The sequence below is a fragment of the Variovorax sp. 01N425 genome, from assembly GCF_056399465.1.
Genome location: NZ_JBFTRJ010000007.1, coordinates 106633 through 125896, shown reverse-complemented (window position 1 = coordinate 125896; position 19264 = coordinate 106633). Strand labels below are relative to the sequence as shown.

The 19264-nt window shown below is 67.3% G+C and carries 17 protein-coding genes; 4 read left to right on the top strand and 13 right to left on the bottom strand.

What is annotated here, in order from left to right; translation table 11 throughout:
* Positions 1-19: 19 nt before the first annotated feature.
* The 3 genes from AC1DSC_RS14285 to AC1DSC_RS14275 all read right to left on the bottom strand — a co-directional run bounded on the left by AC1DSC_RS14285 (position 20) and on the right by AC1DSC_RS14275 (position 4311).
* Positions 20-1372, bottom strand: coding sequence for an MFS family transporter (locus AC1DSC_RS14285; protein ID WP_018905325.1), 1353 nt, complete (start codon positions 1370-1372; stop codon positions 20-22).
* Between the two features lie 147 nt (positions 1373-1519).
* Positions 1520-2134, bottom strand: coding sequence for a response regulator transcription factor (locus AC1DSC_RS14280; RefSeq protein WP_369663324.1), 615 nt, complete (start codon positions 2132-2134; stop codon positions 1520-1522).
* Positions 2131-4311 (bottom strand): sensor histidine kinase, encoded by a 2181-nt coding sequence (locus AC1DSC_RS14275; RefSeq protein ID WP_369663323.1) that lies wholly within the window; start codon positions 4309-4311, stop codon positions 2131-2133. The genes AC1DSC_RS14280 and AC1DSC_RS14275 overlap by 4 nt, the downstream gene beginning before the upstream one ends.
* Before the next feature lie 85 nt (positions 4312-4396).
* On the opposite strand from AC1DSC_RS14275, the gene AC1DSC_RS14270 reads away from it, so the two are divergent.
* Positions 4397-5254 carry an aldo/keto reductase gene (locus AC1DSC_RS14270; RefSeq protein ID WP_369663322.1) on the top strand — a complete coding sequence of 286 codons (858 nt, stop codon included), beginning with the start codon at positions 4397-4399 and terminating at the stop codon, positions 5252-5254.
* A 7-nt stretch (positions 5255-5261) separates the two neighbouring features.
* Here AC1DSC_RS14270 and AC1DSC_RS14265 read toward each other — a convergent pair whose 3' ends face one another.
* The 3 genes from AC1DSC_RS14265 to AC1DSC_RS14255 all read right to left on the bottom strand — a co-directional run bounded on the left by AC1DSC_RS14265 (position 5262) and on the right by AC1DSC_RS14255 (position 9207).
* The gene (locus tag AC1DSC_RS14265; protein ID WP_369663321.1) at positions 5262-6749 is read right to left on the bottom strand and encodes a nucleobase:cation symporter-2 family protein; all 1488 of its coding nucleotides are present in this window, start codon (positions 6747-6749) and stop codon (positions 5262-5264) included.
* 125 nt (positions 6750-6874) lie between these two features.
* The gene (locus tag AC1DSC_RS14260; protein WP_369663320.1) at positions 6875-8131 is read right to left on the bottom strand and encodes an alpha/beta hydrolase family protein; all 1257 of its coding nucleotides are present in this window, start codon (positions 8129-8131) and stop codon (positions 6875-6877) included.
* 17 nt (positions 8132-8148) lie between these two features.
* Positions 8149-9207 carry an SDR family oxidoreductase gene (locus tag AC1DSC_RS14255; RefSeq protein ID WP_278881327.1) on the bottom strand — a complete coding sequence of 353 codons (1059 nt, stop codon included), beginning with the start codon at positions 9205-9207 and terminating at the stop codon, positions 8149-8151.
* 119 nt (positions 9208-9326) lie between these two features.
* Here AC1DSC_RS14255 and AC1DSC_RS14250 point away from each other — a divergent pair, with 119 nt between their 5' ends.
* The gene (locus AC1DSC_RS14250; RefSeq protein ID WP_015866714.1) at positions 9327-10022 is read left to right on the top strand and encodes a TetR/AcrR family transcriptional regulator; all 696 of its coding nucleotides are present in this window, start codon (positions 9327-9329) and stop codon (positions 10020-10022) included.
* An 18-nt stretch (positions 10023-10040) separates the two neighbouring features.
* Here the strand turns inward: AC1DSC_RS14250 and AC1DSC_RS14245 are convergent, their stop codons facing one another.
* The 5 genes from AC1DSC_RS14245 to AC1DSC_RS14225 form a co-directional block, all read right to left on the bottom strand.
* Positions 10041-10796, bottom strand: coding sequence for a GntR family transcriptional regulator (locus tag AC1DSC_RS14245; RefSeq protein ID WP_015866713.1), 756 nt, complete (start codon positions 10794-10796; stop codon positions 10041-10043).
* 49 nt (positions 10797-10845) lie between these two features.
* Complete coding sequence (locus tag AC1DSC_RS14240) at positions 10846-11583, bottom strand: aspartate/glutamate racemase family protein (RefSeq protein ID WP_369663319.1); 738 nt, start codon at positions 11581-11583, stop codon at positions 10846-10848.
* Between the two features lie 30 nt (positions 11584-11613).
* Positions 11614-13107, bottom strand: a complete 1494-nt coding sequence (locus AC1DSC_RS14235) for an NCS1 family nucleobase:cation symporter-1 (RefSeq protein WP_018905335.1) — start codon at positions 13105-13107, stop codon at positions 11614-11616.
* 195 nt (positions 13108-13302) lie between these two features.
* Complete coding sequence (locus AC1DSC_RS14230; protein ID WP_015866710.1) at positions 13303-13782, bottom strand: SET domain-containing protein; 480 nt, start codon at positions 13780-13782, stop codon at positions 13303-13305.
* Positions 13779-14699 carry a LysR family transcriptional regulator gene (locus tag AC1DSC_RS14225; RefSeq protein ID WP_062365868.1) on the bottom strand — a complete coding sequence of 307 codons (921 nt, stop codon included), beginning with the start codon at positions 14697-14699 and terminating at the stop codon, positions 13779-13781. The genes AC1DSC_RS14230 and AC1DSC_RS14225 overlap by 4 nt, the downstream gene beginning before the upstream one ends.
* A 142-nt stretch (positions 14700-14841) precedes the next feature.
* Here AC1DSC_RS14225 and AC1DSC_RS14220 point away from each other — a divergent pair, with 142 nt between their 5' ends.
* Both AC1DSC_RS14220 and AC1DSC_RS14215 read left to right on the top strand, forming a co-directional pair.
* Complete coding sequence (locus AC1DSC_RS14220; protein WP_015866708.1) at positions 14842-15735, top strand: amino acid ABC transporter substrate-binding protein; 894 nt, start codon at positions 14842-14844, stop codon at positions 15733-15735.
* 2 nt (positions 15736-15737) lie between these two features.
* Complete coding sequence (locus AC1DSC_RS14215) at positions 15738-17054, top strand: aminotransferase class V-fold PLP-dependent enzyme (protein WP_369663318.1); 1317 nt, start codon at positions 15738-15740, stop codon at positions 17052-17054.
* Here AC1DSC_RS14215 and AC1DSC_RS14210 read toward each other — a convergent pair.
* Together AC1DSC_RS14210 and AC1DSC_RS14205 are read right to left on the bottom strand one after the other, a co-directional pair.
* On the bottom strand, positions 17017-17928 hold the full coding sequence (locus AC1DSC_RS14210; RefSeq protein WP_369663317.1) for an alpha/beta fold hydrolase: 912 nt from the start codon (positions 17926-17928) through the stop codon (positions 17017-17019). The two genes, AC1DSC_RS14215 and AC1DSC_RS14210, sit on opposite strands and share 38 nt — an antisense overlap.
* Before the next feature lie 97 nt (positions 17929-18025).
* Positions 18026-19261: a M20 family metallopeptidase gene (locus AC1DSC_RS14205; RefSeq protein WP_369663316.1), complete on the bottom strand. Its 1236-nt coding sequence runs from the start codon at positions 19259-19261 to the stop codon at positions 18026-18028.
* Between the last annotated feature and the right edge of the window lie 3 nt (positions 19262-19264).

The following is a 19264-nucleotide window of genomic DNA, read 5'->3' as shown; positions in this document are numbered from 1 at the left end:
CCGCGCGTCGCTTGCCCGGCTACTTGTCGTGGTGCAGGTAGCTTGCCTGCTTGGGCAGCAACAGGCTCACCAGGAAGGCCACGCCCATCATCGCGGTCACGTACCAGTAGAAGTACGACTCGTGGCCGATCGACTTCAGGCCCAGCGCCACGTATTCGGCGCTGCCGCCGAAGATGGCGTTGCCCACGGCATACGACAGGCCCACGCCCAGCGCGCGCACTTCGGGCGGGAACATCTCGGCCTTCACGATGCCGCTGATCGAGGTGTAGAAGCTCACCACTGCCAGCGCCAGCGTGATCAGCACGCCGGCCATCAGCGGGCTGCCCACGCTCTGCAGGTTGCTCAAGACGGGCACCGTCATCAGCGCGCCGAGCGCACCGAACAGCAGCATGTTGCTGCGCCGGCCGATGCGGTCCGACAGCGCGCCGAACAGCGGCTGCATGCACATGTAGATGAACAGGCAGGCGGTCATCACGTTGCTGGCGGTCTTGATGGACATGCCGGCCGAGTTCACCAGGTACTTCTGCATGTAGGTGGTGAAGGTGTAGAAGATCAGCGAGCCGCCGGCCGTGTAGCCCAGCACCACGAAGAAGGCGCGCTTGTGGTGTTTGAACAGCTCGGCGACGCTGCCGGCGCCCTTGGCGGCGCGGGTCTGCGTGCTGGCGGTTTCCGTCAGCGTGCGGCGCAGCATCAGCGCCACGATGGCCGCCACGGCGCCGAGCACGAAGGGAATGCGCCAGCCCCAGGCCTTGAGTTCGGCATCGTCGAGCAGCTGCTGCAGCACCACCACGACCACCACGGCCAGGAGCTGGCCGCCGATGAGCGTGACGTACTGGAACGACGAGAAGAAGCCGCGCTGGCCGCGCATCGCCACCTCGCTCATGTAGGTGGCGGTGGTGCCGTACTCGCCGCCGACCGACAGGCCCTGCAAGAGGCGCGCGGCCAAAAGCAGCGCGGGCGCCCAGGCGCCGATCTGCGCATAGGTGGGCAGGCAGGCGATGACCAGCGAGCCCACGCACATCATGACGACCGAGGTCACCATCGAGGTCTTGCGGCCCTTGCGGTCGGCCAGCCGGCCGAACAGCCAGCCGCCGATCGGGCGCATCAGGAAGCCGGCGGCAAACACGCCCGCCGTGTTCAGCAGCTGGACCGTGGGGTCCGACTTGGGAAAGAACGAGGGCGCGAAGTAGATCGCGCAGAAGGCGTAGACGTAGAAGTCGAACCACTCCACCAGGTTGCCGGACGAAGCGGCAAAGATGGCGAAGATGCGCTTGCGCTTTTCCTCGAAGGTGTAGGGCGTGGTGTTGGGCGCGTGGGCGCTGGTCGCGTCCGGGCTGGAGGCACCGGCGGTGGCGCTGGCAATGGCGGTCATTCGGGGGTCCTTGTCTCTGGCTGGGGCCCCCCGCGGAGCCGCGGAAAGCCGTGCCGGCGAGTCTGTCCGCCCGTGGCCGCGCTGTCGTCCGTAGGCGCCCGCCGCGCCGCTACGTACCTGTACGCAAGGGTAAATACCTAGAAAGCGTTACAGGCCGTGCTCGCGCAGGAAGCGGTCGAGCTCGTGGCTGTTCGACAGGCCGAGCTTGGCGAACACGTGGGCGCGGTGCGTTTCCACCGTGCGCTGCTCCAGCGGCGCGAGCTCCAGCGCAATGCGCTTGTTGGGCAGGCCCTGGGCGACCAGCCGGGCCACCTGCATCTCGCGCGGCGTGAGCTTGGCCCACAGGGCCTCGGCGGCCTGGCGGGCCTGCCGGCGCACGGCGATTTCTTCGGCCTTCTGCAGCGCCTTGGCAATGCTCTCGAGCAGGCGCTCGTCGCTGCACGGCTTCTCGAGCCAGCCGAAGGCGCCGTTCTGCACCGCCTCCACGGCCATCGGGATGTCGCCGTGGCCGGACAGGAAGATCACCACCAGCGGACTGTCCTGCGCGCGCAGCGCATCGAACACCTGCAGCCCGCTCATGCCCTCCATGCGCAGGTCCAGCACGACGCAGCCCGGACGCTGCAGGTCGGCGCCGGCCAGGAAGGCCTCGCCCGAGGCAAAGGCCTGCACCGCATGGCCGCGCGACAGCAGCAGGAGGCCCAGCGAGCGGCGTACGGCCTCGTCGTCGTCGACGATGCACAGGTGGTTGGCAAGGGCGGTCACGGTGCCGAGATTTCCAGTTCGAGGGTGAAAACTGTGCCACCGCCGGCCCGGTTGGCAAAGGACAGCCGGCCGCGGTGGGCCTCCACGATGGTGCGGCAGATGTTCAGGCCCAGGCCCAGTCCGCCGGTCTTGGTGGTGAAGAAGGGCGCGAACACCTGCTCGGCTAGCGCCGCGTCGATGCCCAGCCCGCGGTCGGCCACGTGGATGTGCATGCGGCCTTCGCTCACCTCGGCGTCGATTTCCACCAGCCGCTGCTCGGGCGGCGCGGCCTGCATGGCGTGCAGGCTGTTGGACAGCAGGTTCAGCAGCACCTGCTCCAGCAGCACGCGGTCGCCGCGCACCTCGGGCAGGTCTGGCCGCAGGCGCACCTCGGCGCGCGCCTGGCGCATCCGCATCTCGCCCTGCAGCAGCGCCAGCGCGTTGCTGACCAGCGACGCCACCGCGCAATCCTCGGTGCCGATGGTGCGCTGGCGCACGAAGCCGCGGATGCGCCGCACGATCTCGGCGCTGCGCCGGGCCTGCGCCATGGTCTCGTCGAGGCTGCTGGCCAGCAGCGCCTGGTTGCCCTGCTCCGCGAAGGCCTTGGCCGCGCTCGCGAAATTGCTCAGCGCCATCAGCGGCTGGTTCAGCTCGTGCGCCAGCGTGGAGGCCATCTCGCCCAGGCTGGCGAGGCGCTGCGCATGCTGCAGCTGCTCGTCGTTCTGGCGCTGGCGCAGCTCGGCGCGCTTCTGATCGGTGATGTCGACCACCGAACTCATCCAGCCGCTGTGGCGGCCATCGGCATCGATGAGCGGCGCGGTGTAGACCATGGTGATCACCTCGTGCCCATCGCGGTGCCGCAGGCGCGATTCGAAGCCCGAGCGCGCGGGCTGCCCGCTCATCATCGCCTGGTAATGCAGCCAGTGCTGCGCCACGTCGTCGGGGTGCCAGTAGGGGTAGGGTGGCAGCCGGCCGAGCAGTTCGTCGGCGCCGTAGCCGGTCATCTCGCAGAAGGCGGGGTTGACATAGATGATGCGGCCTTCGAGGTCGCGTGCGCGCATGCCCACCAGCAGCGAGTCTTCCATCGCCTTGCGGAAGGCGTGGGCCTCGTCCAGCGCGTGCGTGCGCTCGCGCACCCGCAGCTCCAGGTCGCGCCGCGCGTCGCGCTGCTCGGCAAAGCGGCGCTCGCGCAGCTGCCAGTAGAGCCCGCCCAGCAGCAGCACGCCCGCGCACAGCAGGCCCAGCATCCAGGTGCGCTCGCGCGCGCGGGTGACCTCCGAATGGTCGGCCATCACGGTCAGCGTCCAGCCCAGGTCGGGCAGCGGCTCGTCCAGCGCGAGGAAGCGGCGCGCCTGGCCGCCGATGTCGGTGCGCACGAGGTAGCCCGGATGCCCTTTCTCGCGCGCCACCGTCCATGGCAGCGGCGGGAAGCCGGTGCGGGCGCCGTACTGCTGCTCGTGCTTCAGGCGGTCGAGGTCGGCGGCGGCGAGCGGCCGCTTGGCCTGGTACATCCAGGCCGGCACCGAGCTCAGGAACACGATGCCGCGCGCATCGGCCAAGAGGATCGGCTCGCGCGCGAAGGTCCAGGCCTCCTGGAGCTGGCGCAGGCTGATCTTGACCGTCAGCACGCCCAGCACGGCGCCGGCCTCGGAGCGCACCGGCGCGGACATGAAGAGCCCCGGCTCGCCGGTGGTCTGGCCCACGCCATAGAACAGGCCGCTGCGGCCCGCGCGCGCGTCGATGAAGTAGGGCCGGTTGGCATAGGACTCGCCGACGAAGCTCTGCGGCGTGGCCCAGTTGCTCGCCGCCAACGTGAGGCCTTGCAAGTCGATCAGGTAGAGCGCATCGGAGCCCGCATGGCGGTTCACCTCTTCGATGTAGCGGTTGGCGCGCTGCTGCGCCGCCGGGTCGCGCGGATGCGCCAGCACCTCGAAGACGTCCGGGTGCATGCCCGCGGTGCGCGGCAGGTAGCCGTACTTGCCGGCGGCATCGCGCAGGCCCAGCACGTGGACCTCCATCGCGCGGCGGATCGAGTCTGCCTGGAAGCTCGCCTCGCGGGCCGCGGCCCACTGGCCCGCCGCGCCGATCAGCAGCAGCGCCACGGCCACGGCGGCCGTCCACGCGAGCAGCGCGCGCCAGCGGCTGCGGTGCGGGCGAGCCGTGGGCGTGTCGGGTGGGAGGGAAGGCAGGGGAGGCATGGCAGGGGACGGCCGACCGGGCGGCGAGCGGGGATTTTGCCCTGATCCCCGGATCGGCCGCCGGGGCCGCCGTACCATCGCGCCCATGCGAACCCTTTCACTCCCGGCCGGCGGCGAGATGCCGGTGCTCGGCCTCGGCACCTGGCGCATGGGCGAAGCCGCAGGCCGCCGTGCGGCCGAGGTTGCCGCGGTGCGCGAAGCCATCGCAATGGGCTACCGGCTGATCGACACCGCCGAGATGTACGGCGAGGGCGGCGCCGAAACCGTGCTCGGACAGGCCCTGGCAGAGGCCCTGCGCGCGGGCGACGTGCGGCGCGAGGAGCTCTTCATCGTCAGCAAGGTCTACCCGCACAACGCGAGCCGGCGCGGCACGCCCGAGGCCTGCGAGCGCAGCCTGAAGCGGCTCGGCCTCGACACGATCGACCTGTACCTCTTGCACTGGCGCGGCAGCCACCCGCTGCGCGAAACGGTCGATGCGATGCAGGCGCTGGTGGCCAAGGGGCGCATCGCGCGCTGGGGCGTGAGCAACTTCGACATCGACGACATGCAGGAGCTGGTGCCGCTCATTGGGTCGGGTCCTGGCTGCGCGGCCAACCAGGTGTACCTGTCACTGGCCGAGCGCGGCCCGGAGTTCAGCCTGCTGCCCTGGCTGCGCGAACGCGGCATGCCGCTGATGGCCTACAGCCCGATCGACCAGGGCGCTCTGGCTTCGGACGACGCACTGCAAGCGCTGGCCGCGCAGCTCGGCTTGAGCGCCGCGCAGCTCGCACTGGCCGCGGTGCTCGCGCGGCCCGGCGTCGCCGCGATCCCGAAGGCCGTGCGCAGCGCGCACCTGCAAGAGAACCTCGCCGCCGCCGACCTGAAGCTCGATGCGGCCACCCTCGCCGAACTCGACCGCCTGCATCCGCCGCCGCGCCGCAAGGCGCCGCTCGCGATGATCTGAGCAGGCTCTAGTGGGCTTCGGCCTGCTTGGCTGCCGCAATCACCGCCTCTTCATCGTGCTTCGCGCCATTGAGGAACAGGTTCAGCAGCACCGCGCTGATCGACGCCAGCAGGATGCCCGACTCGATCAGCGAGTGGATCGCATGCGGCATCCACTGCTTGAAGTTGGGCGCAATGAGCGGAATCATGCCGACGCCGATCGACACCGCCACGATCATCGCGTTGTGGCGGTTGGTCTTGAAGTCCACGCCCGAGAGAATGCGGATGCCCGTGGCCGCCACCATGCCGAACATCACCAGGCCCGCGCCGCCGAGCACCACCGTGGGCAGCGACTCGACCAGCGCCGCCATCTTGGGCAGCAGCCCCAGCACGATCAGGATCACGCCGCCGGCCACGCAGACGTACCGGCTCTTGATGCCCGTGACGGCCACCAGGCCCACGTTCTGCGAGAAGCTGGTGTACGGAAAGGTGTTGAAGATGCCGCCGATCAGCGTGCCCAGGCCGTCGGTGCGCAGGCCCTTGGCCAGGTCCTTCTGCGTGATCTTCCGGTCGGTCATCTCGCCGAGCGCAAGGAACATGCCGGTCGACTCGATCATCACCACGATCATGATCAGCGTCATCGTGAGGATCAGGATCGGGTCGAACTGCGGCATGCCGAAGTGAAAGGGCAGCACGATGTCGACCCACGCGGCCTTGCCCACCTTTTCATAGGTCATGAGGCCGGTGATCGAGGCCACCACCGCGCCAATCACGATGCCCAGCAGCACCGAGATGTTGGCGACGAAGCCCCTGGCGTACTTGACGATCAGCAGGATCGACACCAGCACCAGCGCGGCCACGCCAAAGCCCGAGAGATCCGCGTACTTGGGGTTGGGAACCGTCGGCATGATCGCAAAGCCCTTGGGCACAGCCGGGATCGAGCTGCCCGGCGAGGTCACCTCCGCGAGCCACTTGGCATACACCGGGTCCACCAGCGCGGGCGCCGTCGGCCCCACCGGGTTGCCGAAGATCCAGTTGATGCCCACGCGCATCAGGCTGATGCCGATCACCGCGATGATGGTGCCCGTGACCACCGGCGGAAAGAAGCGCAGCATGCGGCTCACCAGCGGCGCGATCAATATCGACACCGCGCCCGCGCCGATGATCGCGCCGAACAGCAGCTGCGCGCCGTTCCGGCCCGGGTTGGCGTTGGCAATGGCCACCATCGGCGCAACCGATGCGAAGGTCACGCCCATCATCACCGGCAGCCTGATGCCGAACCACTGCGTGGCGCCCAGCGCCTGGATCAGCGTGGCGATGCCGCAGCAGAACAGGTCGGCCGAGATCAGGAGCGCCACCTCGTCGGGCGAGAGCTTGAGCGCGCGGCCGACGATCAGCGGCACCGCAACGGCCCCCGCGTACATCACCAGCACATGCTGGAGGCCCAGGGCCGCGAGCTTGCCCGAAGGCAGCCGCTGGTCCACCGGATGGACTGTGGAAAGGGTGTCGGCCGTCATTGCGTTTCTCCTGCAGCGGCAAGGGGAAAGGGTGCGTGGACGGCGCGGTGCCCGTGGCGTCCACTCGTTGTGTACGCCAAACTGTATACAATTTATGCGGCGATCCGGATGCAGGAAAACCCGGATCAGTTTTCCATCTTCAGCCGCCGCATGAGCCAGTTCGCGGTGAACTCGAAGTGCTCGCTCATGTTCGACTCCGCCGTGTGGCCGTCCTCCCCGAACACCAGCTGCGTCACGTTGAAGCCCAGCGCCGCAAGGGATGCGGGCTCGTCCCGGGAGACGAGGTCTTCGCGCGCGCCGTTCACCATGAGAATGGGCTTGCGCAGCTGCACCGCGGTCGGCTTCTTCAGCTGGCGCGAGAGCTGGAATGCTTCGTAGTACTCGCACATCGCTTCGCGCGGCGTGGTCTGCGGATTCATGTTCGCAAACATCGTGTAGGGCGCGACGATCCATGCAGGAGCCACCTTGCAATGCGCCTGCCCAAAGCTCGAATCGCTGGGGCCGCCCACATTGACGATCGCCTTGTAGAAGTCGTTGCCAAGGCCGCCCAGCGTTCCCAGGTAGCCTCCCATGCTCCAGCCGTACACGGCCACGCGGTTCGCGTCCAGGTCGCTGCGGGTCTTGATGTAGTCCGCCACCGTGTCGAACATCGCATGGGACTCCGGACGGAAGCCGAGCTGGTTCTCCCCGGTGTCCGGGTTCTCCACAATGATGGTGGCGAAGCCGCGGCCCATGAAGTAGTCGCTGTGCCGGATCATCTCGGTCTTCATGTTGTCGAGGCCGCCAAGAATGACCAGCACCGGCAGCTTCTCGTTGCCGCCCAGCCGTGCCGGCGGCGCCCGGAAGTAGCCGATGAATTCCTTGGCGCCGGTCTTGAATGCGATCCGCTGCAGCGGCCTTCCCAGGAGCGCATGGGCTCGTTCGGTCGCCTGCAGGTCCGCCATGGGGACGCGCTTGGGAAGCCGGTTCATCCGAAGGTAGAAAGCGGCCTTCTTGTACTCGGCCGATGCAGCCGCGCCGTTGCCCCGCTCTTCGAATGCGCGGGCCCGTTCCAGGTGCACCTGGGCAGGCTTGTCGAAGATCGCTTGCCAGGCTGCCTGCGACGGCCCGGCGTGTTCCGGCAGCGCCGCGGCGATTTCGTCGAAGCTGCGTGCTTCGATGCCGGCATCCTCGAGCCACCAGCAGATGTTGAATTTGAACGAAGGGTGCATGCGGGCGATGCCTCCCGGGTACTCCGCCTGCCCCTTGCTGCAGAACTCGGCCATGCTGCCCGCGGTCCTCGCGGCAGGGAGGCCCTGGGCCGCGGATTCCTGCGGCGCTGCCGCGATGCAAAGAACGGCTGCGAAGGCCGCGGAGAGGTTCAGGATCGATCTGTGGGTCACGGTTTTTTTTCTCTTGTTCAGGATTCGGTTCGGGCCGGCACACCGGGCAGCCAGCCATTGCCGCGATACCAGGCGAGCGTGTCGGCAACGGTCTGCTCGACCGGGCGAAACTTCAGCTGAAGCTTCTGCTCGCTCTTCGTGTGATTGAAATGGCTGCGCCCCGCCTCCTTGCGCATCAGCCGCACGGTGGCCAGGCTGAGCAGGATGGGCTTGCCGGTGGTCCGTGCGTAGAGTTCCTGCACCGCCGCCAGCAGGTACAGGAGCGGAAAGGGCAAGTGGCGCGTCGGCGTCTTGATGCCTGCGATCTTTCCCACCAGGGGCACCAGTTCCTGCATCGTCATGTGGCGGCCGGCCGCCAGGTAGCGTTCGCCGCGTTGACCGTGCTCCGCGGCCGAAATCTGCGCCCTGGCCACATCGCGGGCGTCGACGACGGAAAAACTGCCGGGCACCAGCCCGGGCAGTTTTCCGAGCACCACGTCATTGACGAATTGTCCTGACGAGGTGGGGCCGATATCGGCCGGTCCCCACATCCATCCGGGCAGGACGAAGCTCGCATGCATATCCGGGTGCGTGCCCAGAAAGGCCGACACGACCTGGTCGGCCATGATCTTGCTGCGGTAGTAGTCGTCGCCGGCGTCGGCCAGCTCGCGCAGGCAGGTCTCGTCCATGGGCACGCCCGGCTCGCCGTTGAGCACCGCGATGGACGAGGTCTGGACGAAGCGCCGGATGCCCGCACCGTAGGCCTGCTCGATGAGCTGCCGCGTGCCGTCCACGTTGATGCGCTTGAGCTCTTGCCAGTGGCTGCCGCCCTTGAAGTTGTCCCGGAAGAACGCGGCGGTGTGGAACACCACGTCGCAGCCTTGCAGCGCGCCGGCGAAGGCGGGCACATCGGCCATGTCGCCCAGCACCAGTTCGACGCCCTTCACGCCCGCAAACTGCTGCTGGCCCTTGGCCTTCGAGCGGACAAGGGCCTTGACCGAGACGCCGCGCGCGACCAGTTCGCGCACCAGGTTGTTGCCGAGAAGGCCGGTCGCGCCGGTGACGAACGCGGACCTCAAGGCCTTGGGTTTTTCCATATCAATCGAATTTCAAAAATCAAACGAGTTTTGAATGTAGCCGCGGCATTTTCAAATATCAAGTGATTTCTGAATATTGGATGGACGATATCCAAAGTTCATGTGATATCTTTTGAGGCATGAGCCCGACGACAGCAAGAACGCGCCTGACCCGCGAGGAAAGCCGCGCGCAGACGCGCGAGCGCCTGGTCGAAACCGCGCAGCAGCTGTTCGTCTCGAACGGCTATGGGGGTGCATCGATCCGCGACATCGCGGACAAGGCGGGCTACTCCCAAGGCGCCTTCTATTCGAACTTCTCGAGCAAGGAAGACGTTCTCCTGGAGCTGCTGCGGCGGCACATGGAGGCGGAAGCGACGCAGCTCTTCAAGGTGATGGGCAACGAGCAGCAGGAGCCCGGGCAGATGCTGGCCGAGTTGGAAGCCTGGGCTTCCACGCTCAATCACGATGCCGACTGGTGCATGCTTTCCATCGAACTTCAGCTGCATGCCAACCGCAGCCGAAGCTTCGCTGCGGAATACCGGAAGGTGTGGAACAAGCACCGGTCCGAGCTCGGCGGCGTGATCGGCCAGTTGTTCGGCAAGCTCGGGCGCACGCCTCCTGCCGCACCGGACGAACTGGCCGCCGCCTTCATGGCCCTGTCGCATGGGCTGGCGCTGCAGAGAATGAGCACGCGCCCGGATCCCTCGGGACGGCTGATCATGGTGTTCCTGCGCGGACTGATCGCAGGGGCGGAAGCTCCGGGAACGGCTGCAGCCGCACCGGCCGGCACTCCTGCGCGCGCGCCAACGAAGCGCGCTCCGAAAGCCGGGCGCTGAATCGTCCCCAGGCTTCCTCTAGGCGAGCAGCGCCTTCACCAGGTCGAGCTGGCGGTCGGGCTTCTCGGTGCCGAGTTCCAGGCTGGTCTCGATGCGCTCCAGGTGGTCGATCATGCAGAGCACGGCGCCTTCCACGTCGCCCTTGCGGCAGATGCGAAGGAAGTCCGAGTGCTCGTCCGACGAGCAATGCGGGTCGTTCGACGAGTGGTAGAGCATCGCGATCAGCGAGCTGCGCGCGACCAGTTCGCGCACCAGTTCGGCCAGCGTCTTGTTGCCGGTGGCCTCCGCCAGCGCCACATGGAAATCGCCCAGCACTTTCTCGCGCACGGTGCCCGTGGTGGTGGTCTGGCGCAGCGCCGTGCGCTCGAACTTGATGTGCTGCTCCAGCACCTGGTAGTCGCGCGGCCGTGCATTGGCGATGAACAGGCGCACCACCTCGCTTTCGAGGATGCGGCGCACCGCGAACACCTCGCGCGCCTCCTGCACCGTGGGCTGGCAGACGAACGCGCCCTTGTCGGGAATCATCTCGATGAGCTTGTCCTTCGAGAGCATCAGCAAGGCCGCGCGGATCTTGGTGCGGCTCACCGAATAGACGCGGCCCAGCGCCTCCTCGCGCAGCCAGGTGCCGGGCGGCAGGCGCTTCTCGACGATGGCGGTGGCGATGTCCTGCGCGATGCTTTCGATGGAACTGCCCTTGTCGGTGGCGGCTGGGCCGTTCCCGGCCACAGCGGCGGTGGCAGGGGATGCGATGGATTTGGTGCTGGCGCGGGGCATGCGCAGATTGTGGCTCAGCGGATGGCTGCGGCGCTCGCGCTGGGCGTGGTCAGCCGCGCAAGGTGAAGCCCTCGAGCGCGCCCTTCATGGCCTTGGGCAGCGGATGGGCCAACTCGCCGCGCTTGCTGGTCGAGAGCTTCAGCGCGACCAGCGATTCGACCAGCCGGGTGGCCGCAGCCACGCCGTCGATCACCGGCACGCCGAGCAGGCCGCCGATGTGCTCGCACAGGTCGGTCATGCCGGCGCAGCCCAGCACGATGCAGTCGGCGCCGTCTTCCTCGAGCGCGCGGCGGCATTCGTCGACGATGCGCTCGCGTGCCTGGGAGCCGGGCTCCTCGAGCTCGAGCACCGGCAGCTCGCAGGCGCGCACCTGGGCGCAGAAGCGCTCCATGCCGTAGACCTCGGCCAGGTGCCAGGCCTGGCCCATCGTGCGGCCGAGCGTGGTCACCACGCTGAAGCGGCTGCCCACCATGCTGGCCAGGTGCATCGCGGCTTCGGCGATGCCCACCACCGGGCCGCGCGCCAGTTCGCGTGCGGCCTTCAGGCCCGGATCGCCGAAGCAGGCGATCACGTAGCCGTCGAAGCCTTCGCGCTCGCCGGCCGCAATTTCCTGCAGCAGGCCGGGCACGGCCAGCGCCTCGTCGTAGTGGCTTTCGATGGAAGCCGGCCCCATGGCCGGGCTGACCGCGACGATCTGCGTGCCGGCGCTCGCCACCGCGCGGGCGCAGGCGCCGATCTTCTCGGTCATGCTCCAGGTGGTGTTGGGATTGATGATCTTGATGCGCACGGCGCGGCCCTTTCTTTCTCTTTCAGTGTTTCAAGTCTTGTTGCTGCGGTTCAGCAGGGCGTAGATGACGAAGCCCAGTGCCATGCCGATGAACCATGCATAGTTCGCGCCACCGCGCAGCACCGGCACCATCACGCAGAGGATCGGCACCAGCGCGGAGGGGATCAGCGCCTGGATCGCCTTCGGGTTGTAGCCGCCGCTGTACCAGTATTCGCCCTTGGGGCTCATGGTGTAGAGCGCGTCCACGTCGATGCGCTGCTTGCGCACGATGTAGTAGTCGGCAATCAGGATGCCGAACAGCGGGCCGATGAAGGAGCCCAGCACGTCGAGCGTGTAGTGGATGACCTCGGGGCTGTTGTAGAGGTTCCACGGCGTGAGGAACACCGAGCCCACCGCCGCGATCATGCCGCCCGTGCGCCAGCTGATGTGCTGCGGCGCCACGTTCGAAAAGTCGAAGGCCGGCGAGACGAAATTGGCGACGATGTTGATGCCGATGGTCGCAATCATGAAAGTCAGCGCGCCCAGCACCACGGCGGTGGTGCTGTCGATCTTGCCCACGGTGTGCACCGGATCGGTGATGAGTTCGCCGAACACCGGCAGCGTGGCCGCGGTGGTGATCACCGTCAGCAGCGAGAAGAACACGAAGTTGATCGGCAGGCCCCAGAAGTTGCCCTTCTTCACCGCGTCGAAGCTCTTGCCGTAGCGCGAGAAGTCGCCGAAGTTGAGCATCGGGCCGCTGAAGTAGCTCACCACCAGCGCAATGGCCGAGAGCATCACCGGCAGCGCGTCCCAGCCCTGGAACTTGATGCCGCCCAGGTTCAGGTCGATCCTGCTCCAGCCGGCCTTCCACACCAGCCAGCCGCAAAGCACGGCCATCACCACGTACACGGCCGGGCCGGCCCAGTCGATGAACTTGCGGATCGCTTCCATGCCGTGCCAGAACACGAAGGCCTGCAGCACCCACATGACCATGAACGCCACCCAGCCCAGCGCCGAGAGCCCCACGAAGCCGTGCTGCGCCACGTCGGCATACGGCGCGAGGTTCGGGAACAAGTGCAGCGCCAGCACCATGAAGGCGGCCGAGGCCAGGTAGGTCTGCACGCCGTACCAGGCCACCGCGATCAGCCCGCGGATGATGGCCGGGATGTTGGCGCCCAGCACGCCGAAGGGCGCGCGGCACACCACGGGGTAGGGCACGCCCGTCACCTGGCTCGGCTTGGCCACGAGGTTGCAGAAGAACTGCACGATCACGATGCCCACCAGCAGCGACACCAGCACCTGCCAGCTCGACAGGCCCAGCGCAAACAGGCTGCCGGCCGTGATGTAGCCGCCCACGCTGTGCACGTCGGACATCCAGAACGCAAAGATGTTGTATTGGCCCCAGGTCTGCTTGCGCAGCGGGGCCAGGTCTTCGTTGGTCAGCCGCGGGTGGTAGCCGGGCTTGATCAGCGCATTGGATTCGGCATGCGGCGCATGGCCGGCTTCGCTTGCCCCCGCGGGAGCCTGGCTGACGACTGTGCTCATGGTCTTTCCTCGTGCGAATGGGTGGATGGGTGATCGGGTGCGTTATTTGTATACAAAAACCGTGTGCAATCAAGCCCATCCGGCAAATCATATATCCGTAGATTCCCTGAGATGACGGCCGGCGGCGCCAACGAAAAAAGGCGCCCTGGCCCGTGGCCGTGGCGCCTTTCGAGGGCGAGCGGAGCCGGTGGGCGGTCAGTCGGCCTCGGCCGGGGACAGCATCGTTCCGCGGCAGTGGGGCGAGCCGCAGTGGCAGGGGTATTTGTCGGCGGTCGAGCCGTCGTCCGCGGTCAGCGAGTAGTCGATGAACAGCTCGTCGCCGGCATCCACGGCAACCAGGGTCTGGAACTTGAGCATCAACTCGCCCGCCTCGTCGTACTCCTCGACCGCTTCGCAGTTGGGGTCGCAGGCGTGGTTCAGGTGGCGCGTGCCGTTGCCGCCCTTGGCGCCGTCGATCGTTTCCTGGTTGGAGAGCGTGAACAGGTAGGTGAGCTGGTCGTTCCACGTCCTGGCGGCGATCTCTTGCTGCGTGTAGCGCCGGCCTTCGTAGAGGCCGAGGAAGGCCTGGGCGGGCAGGTCGCGCGTCGCGAAGGCGCCGAGCCCGTGCACGCCGCTGGGGCCGACACGGATGAAGGGCGTGGACGAGGTCTGCTTGCGGGTTTTCATGCCGCTCATTCTGCAGGCTCTTCGTCCTGCTGCGCCTGGAACATGCGCGTGAAATCGCAGCATTCCTGCGCCAGCATCACGATCGACGACGTCAGCGCGCTGCGGTGCTCGCCCTTGTGCATGGCCACGTAGCGCACCACCGGCAGCGCGGGCTGCACGTCGATCACCGCGAGCATGCCGGCCGAAACCAGCGGGTCCAGGCAGCGGCGCGGAAGATAGCTCACGCCCAGGCCCGAGACCGTGAGGCCCGTCAGCGCCACCAGGTTGCTCACCACGATGGTGTCGGCGGGCTGCACGCCCTGGTCCTTCATCCAGGCGTCGTAGGCACGCCCCGTGCCCGAGTTCTTGCCCTGCACCAGCATGCGGTGGCGCGCGAGCTCGTGCAGCCGCACGGTGCCGGTGGCGGCCACCACGCCGGGCTTGCACATCCAGGCGCTCTGCACCTTGCCGATGGCCTTGCTCTGCATGCGCGAATCGGCAAAGGTGTCGGGCACGATCACCAGGTCGAGCTCGTCGGCCAGCAGCTTGTCGCGCAGCTGCAGGCTGTCGTCCACGTCGGGCTCGAGGACGACCTTGGGGTAGTGCCGCTGGATCACGCCGACCAGCCGCGGCAGCCAGGTCATGGCCGTGAGCTCGGTCACGCCGATGCGCAGCCGCCGCTGCACCACGCCGGGCTTGCTGAACTGCTCGACCGCGGCATCGCGCTGCTCGAGCAGCCGGGACGCCAGCACGAACATCTCCTCGCCCTTTTCGGTGAGCCGCGCGGTGCGCTGGCTGCGGTCGAACAGCTCGGTGTCGAACAGCAGCTCGAGTTCATGCACCCGCTTGGACACGGCCGACTGCGAGGTATGCAGCTGGTTGGCCGCCTGCGCGAAGCCGCCGAGCTTGGCGATCCAGTACAGGGCCTCGAGCTGCTTGAAGGTCATCACGGTGCACGCGCCTTGGATTGAATACTTTTATTCATCTTATTCCATTACAAAAAATCGCTTTTGGAAATTTGAAGTGGCGCCGAAGATTCGCCCCGTGCAGTCCCGCGTACTTCCGGCCTCATCTTCAAAGGAACATTCCATGAACTTCAAACTGTCCCTCGCTTTCGGCGCCAGCATTGCGCTGCTGTGCGGCGCCGCGGCCGCGCAGGAGAGCCCCACGCTACGCAAGATCAAGGAAACGGGCACGGTGCAGATCGGCAGCCGCGACACGCAGATCCCGTTCTCCTACAAGACCGGCGCCGAGAGCGCGCCCATCGGCTTCACCAACGAGATCTGCCTGAAGGTGGTCGACGCCATCAAGGCCAAGCTCGGCCTTTCGAAGATCGAGGTGCGCTACACGCTCCTCAATTCGACCAACCGCATTCCGCTGGTGCAGAACGGCACGGTCGACCTCGACTGCGCGACCACCACCAACACCGTGCAGCGCCAGCAGCAGGTCGACTTTGCGCCGAGCCACTTCGTCACCAACATCACGGCCGCGGTGAAGAAGAACTCGGGCATCAACTCGATCGCCGACCTGCAGGGCAAGACCGTGGCCACCGTGGCGGGCAGCACCTCGATGCAGCTGCTGCGCGGCTTCCGCAAGACCGAGAACATCGAAGTGCAGGAAATCGCGGGCAAGGACACGGCCGATGCCTTCCTGCTGCTCGCGAGCGACCGCGCCGCGGCCTATGTGCTGGACGACGTGCAGCTGGCCGGCCTCATCGCCAACCAGCCCAATGCCGCCGACTACAAGCTGCTGAAGGACGTGCTGCGCCAGGAACCCTACGGCATCATGATGCGCAAGGACGACCCCGAGTTCAAGGCAATCGTCGACCAGGCCGTGACCGAGATGATGAAGTCGGGCTCCATCGACAAGCTCTACGCGAAGTGGTTCATGTCGCCCATTCCGCCGCGCAACGTGAACCTCAACTTCCCGATGTCCGACGCGGTGCGCGAGGCCTACAGGAACCCCAACAACAAGGGCGTTTGAGCATGCCGGCCAACACACGACACGCCAGTGGCCTGGCGTTCCCCGATGCGCTGATGCGCGAGGTGAAGCAGCGCTTTCTCCACGTCGACCACGACCACCACGGGCGCGAGCGCCTCTACTTCGACAATGCCGGCGGCTCGTTCCGGCTCAAGGCGGCGGCCGAGCGCTTCGCGCAGGTCGATGCCATTCCCGACAACGCCGAGCGCATCCACGCCACCGCCGTCGAGCTGCAGCAGATCCAGGCGCGGGGCACCGACGACGTACGCACCATCCTCAACGCGCAGGGCGGCAGCGTCTATGCGTCGCTGACGGCATCGGGCGCGATGTTCGACATGGTGCGCGCGGTGGCCGAGAACGTGCCGGGCACCAACATGGTCACCACCGTGCTCGAGCATCCCTCGTCCTTCGATGCGATGAGCCTCTATGCCCAGAAGGCCGGCCGCGAGCTGCGGGTGGCCAGGAGCAACCGCGAGACCGGCGGCGTCGATGCCGACGAGATCGTGCGGCTGGTGGACAAGGACACCTGCCTGCTCAACGTGATCCATGCCTCGAACATCTCCGGCGCCAAGCTCGACCTGGAGCAGATCGTGCGGCGCGCGCGCGAGATCAAGCCCGATCTCTACATCGTGGTGGATGCCGTGCAGCACGCACCGCACGGCCTGATCGACCTGCAGAAGACGCCGGTGGACGGGATCAACATGGCGCCCTACAAGTTCTTCGGCTGCCGCGGCTCGGGCCTGTCGTGGGTGTCGGAGCGCGCGGCGCAGCTGCCGCACCACAAGCTCGCGGGCAAGAAGCCCGACTTCTGGGACCTGGGCAGCTCGGCCCCGTGGCAGTTTGCCGTGCTCACCGAAATCGTCGACTACGTGTGCTGGCTCGGCGGCCATTTCACGCAGGCCACCGGGCGCCGCGCCTTGTTCGAAGCCGGCATCACGCACATCGAACTGCACGAGCGGGCGCTGCTGTCGGCGCTGCTGGACGGAAGCGGCGGCGTGCCCGGCCTGCGCAGCATCGAGGGCGTGAAGGTCTTCCTCGACCATCCGGACCTGACGAAGCGCGACCTGATCATCGGCATCGGCTTCGAGCACCTCGACTGCACGCAAGCCGTGGTCGAGTACGGCCTGCGCGGCGTGACGGTCTACGAGCGCGTGGCGAGCAGCATCTACTCCAAGCGCATGCTCGACTCCTTTGGCCTCGAAGGCACCGTGCGGGTTTCGCCGCTGCACTGCCACTCGGCGGCCGACATGGAGAAGTTCCTGCGCGTGACGCGGGAGATTGCGCTCAGCGCGAGTGGGCCGCGGACAGGAAGCGCCGGATGACCGGCACCACCTGCGCGAGGTGCGTCTCGAGCAGCCAGTGGCCGCCGTCGGTCAGCACCAGCTCGGCCTTCGGCAGGTCGCGCAGGTAGGCGCGCGCGGACGCCTCGGGCATGTAGCCGTCGTTCGGCCCCCAGACGATGAGCGCGGGCGGTTGGTGCTCGCGCAGGAAGGCCTGGTAGCGCGGGAACCATTCGAGGTTTTCCTTCAGGCCCTCCATCAGCTGGCGCGCGAGTTCCCTGCGCTGCGGCGTGTTCATCAGCGGCCAGTGCAGCTTCCATAGGTCGGGTGGAATCTGCGCCGCCTGGGCCTCGGAAACCTCGCCGACGAACTCGGCGCGAAAGCCTTCTTCGTTCACCGCCTTCTCGAGCACCGCGCGGTTGCTGGCCGACGGATCGCGCCAGAAGGCCTGGATGGCGCGGTACTTGGGGCCGAGCGTGTCTTCGTAGATGTCGCCGTTCTGGATGATCACCGCGGCCACGCGCTCCGGATGCCGGATGGCCAGGCGCAGGCCGATCTGCGAACCGTAGTCGTGCAGGTAGAGCGCATAGCGATCAAGGCCCAGCTTGCGGCAGAAGGCTTCGAGAAAGCCCGCATAGGCATCGAAGTCGAAGCCGAAGGCCTCGGCGGGGGGCGTGTCGCTGAGGCCGAAGCCCGGGTAGTCCGGCGCCACCAGGCGCCACCGGTCCGCCAGCAAAGGCATGAGCCGGCGGTACTGGAACGACGAGCACGGATAGCCGTGCGGCAGCAGCAGCACCGGCGCGTCGCGCGGGCCGGCTTCGCGGTAGAAGACCTGCATCCCGTCGAGCTCGGCGAAGCGATGCACGACCGCATGGGCATCGGCCGTGAGGGTGGGCGTGGAACTGCGTTCGGTCATGCAGCCGATGCTGCGCGCCGGCGCGCGGACCGATGTAGGCGGCGACTGATGCGCGGCGTCGGACGCCCGCAATGCGGGCGCCGCCTGCCGCTTCGGATCAGGCCAGCAGGTCGCTCAGCGTGCGCGCGATCACCTTGGTGGCGCGGCGCAGGTCTTCGAGCACCACGCGTTCGTCGCTGCGCTTGGCATGCGATTCGAGCACCGTGCGCGGGCCGGCGCCGTAGATCACGCCCGGAATGCCGGCTTCGCCGTAGAGGCGCACGTCGGTGTACAACGGCGTGCCCATGGCCTTGATGGGCTCGCCGAACACTTGCTGGCCGTGCTTCTGGATCGCATCGACCAGCGGCTTGTTGCCGGCCAGCGGCTTCATCGAATTGGCGAGCAGCAGGCGCTTGATCTCGACCGTGATGCCGGTGCTTTCCGCGGCCGCATCGGCGATCACCTTGCGGATCGTGGCTTCGACCTCGACCGGGTTCTCCTCGGGGATCATGCGGCGGTCGAGCTTGAACACCACCTTGCCGGGCACCACGTTGGTGTTGGTGCCGCCTTCGACGCGGCCCACGTTGAGGTAGGGGTGCGTGATGCCCTCGACCTTCGAGGTCACCTGCTGGTAGAGCGTGTTCTGCGCATAGAGCGCGTTGAGGATCTTCACCGCGCCCTGCAGCGCATCGATGCCGCTGGTGGGAATGGCGGCGTGGGCCATCTTGCCGTGCACCGTCACTTCCATCTGCAGGCAACCGTTGTGCGCGGTGACCACTTCGTAGCTGAAGCCGGCCGCGATCATCAGGTCGGGCCTGGTCAGGCCCTGCCTGAGCAGCCAGCCCGGGCCGAGGATGCCGCCGAATTCCTCGTCGTAGGTGAAGTGCAGCTCGACGCTGCCCTTGGCGGGCTTGGCCACGGCTTCGAGCGCGCGCAGCGCGAAGGTGAAGCTCGCGAAGTCGCTCTTGCTCACGGCGGCGGCGCGGCCGTAGAGGCTGCCATCGGCAATCTCGCCGCCGTAAGGGTCGTGGGTCCAGCCTTCGCCGGGGGGCACCACGTCGCCGTGGGCGTTCAGGGCCACGGTGCGGCCACCGTCGCCGTCCTTGCCGTACTTGCGGCGCACGATCAGGTTGGTGATCGACTCGAGGCCGTAGTCCTTCACTTCCTGTTCCGGCACCGCGTGCTTCTCGGCGTCCAGGCCGAAGTCCTTCAGCAGCTCTGCCGTGCGCTCGGCGTGCGGCGCGTTGTTGCCGGGCGGCGTGTCGGTGGGCACCTGCACCAGTTGCTGCAGGAACCGCACTTCCTCGTCGAAGTGGGCGTCGATCCAGGCGTCGAGCTTGGCGTAGTCGGTCATGGT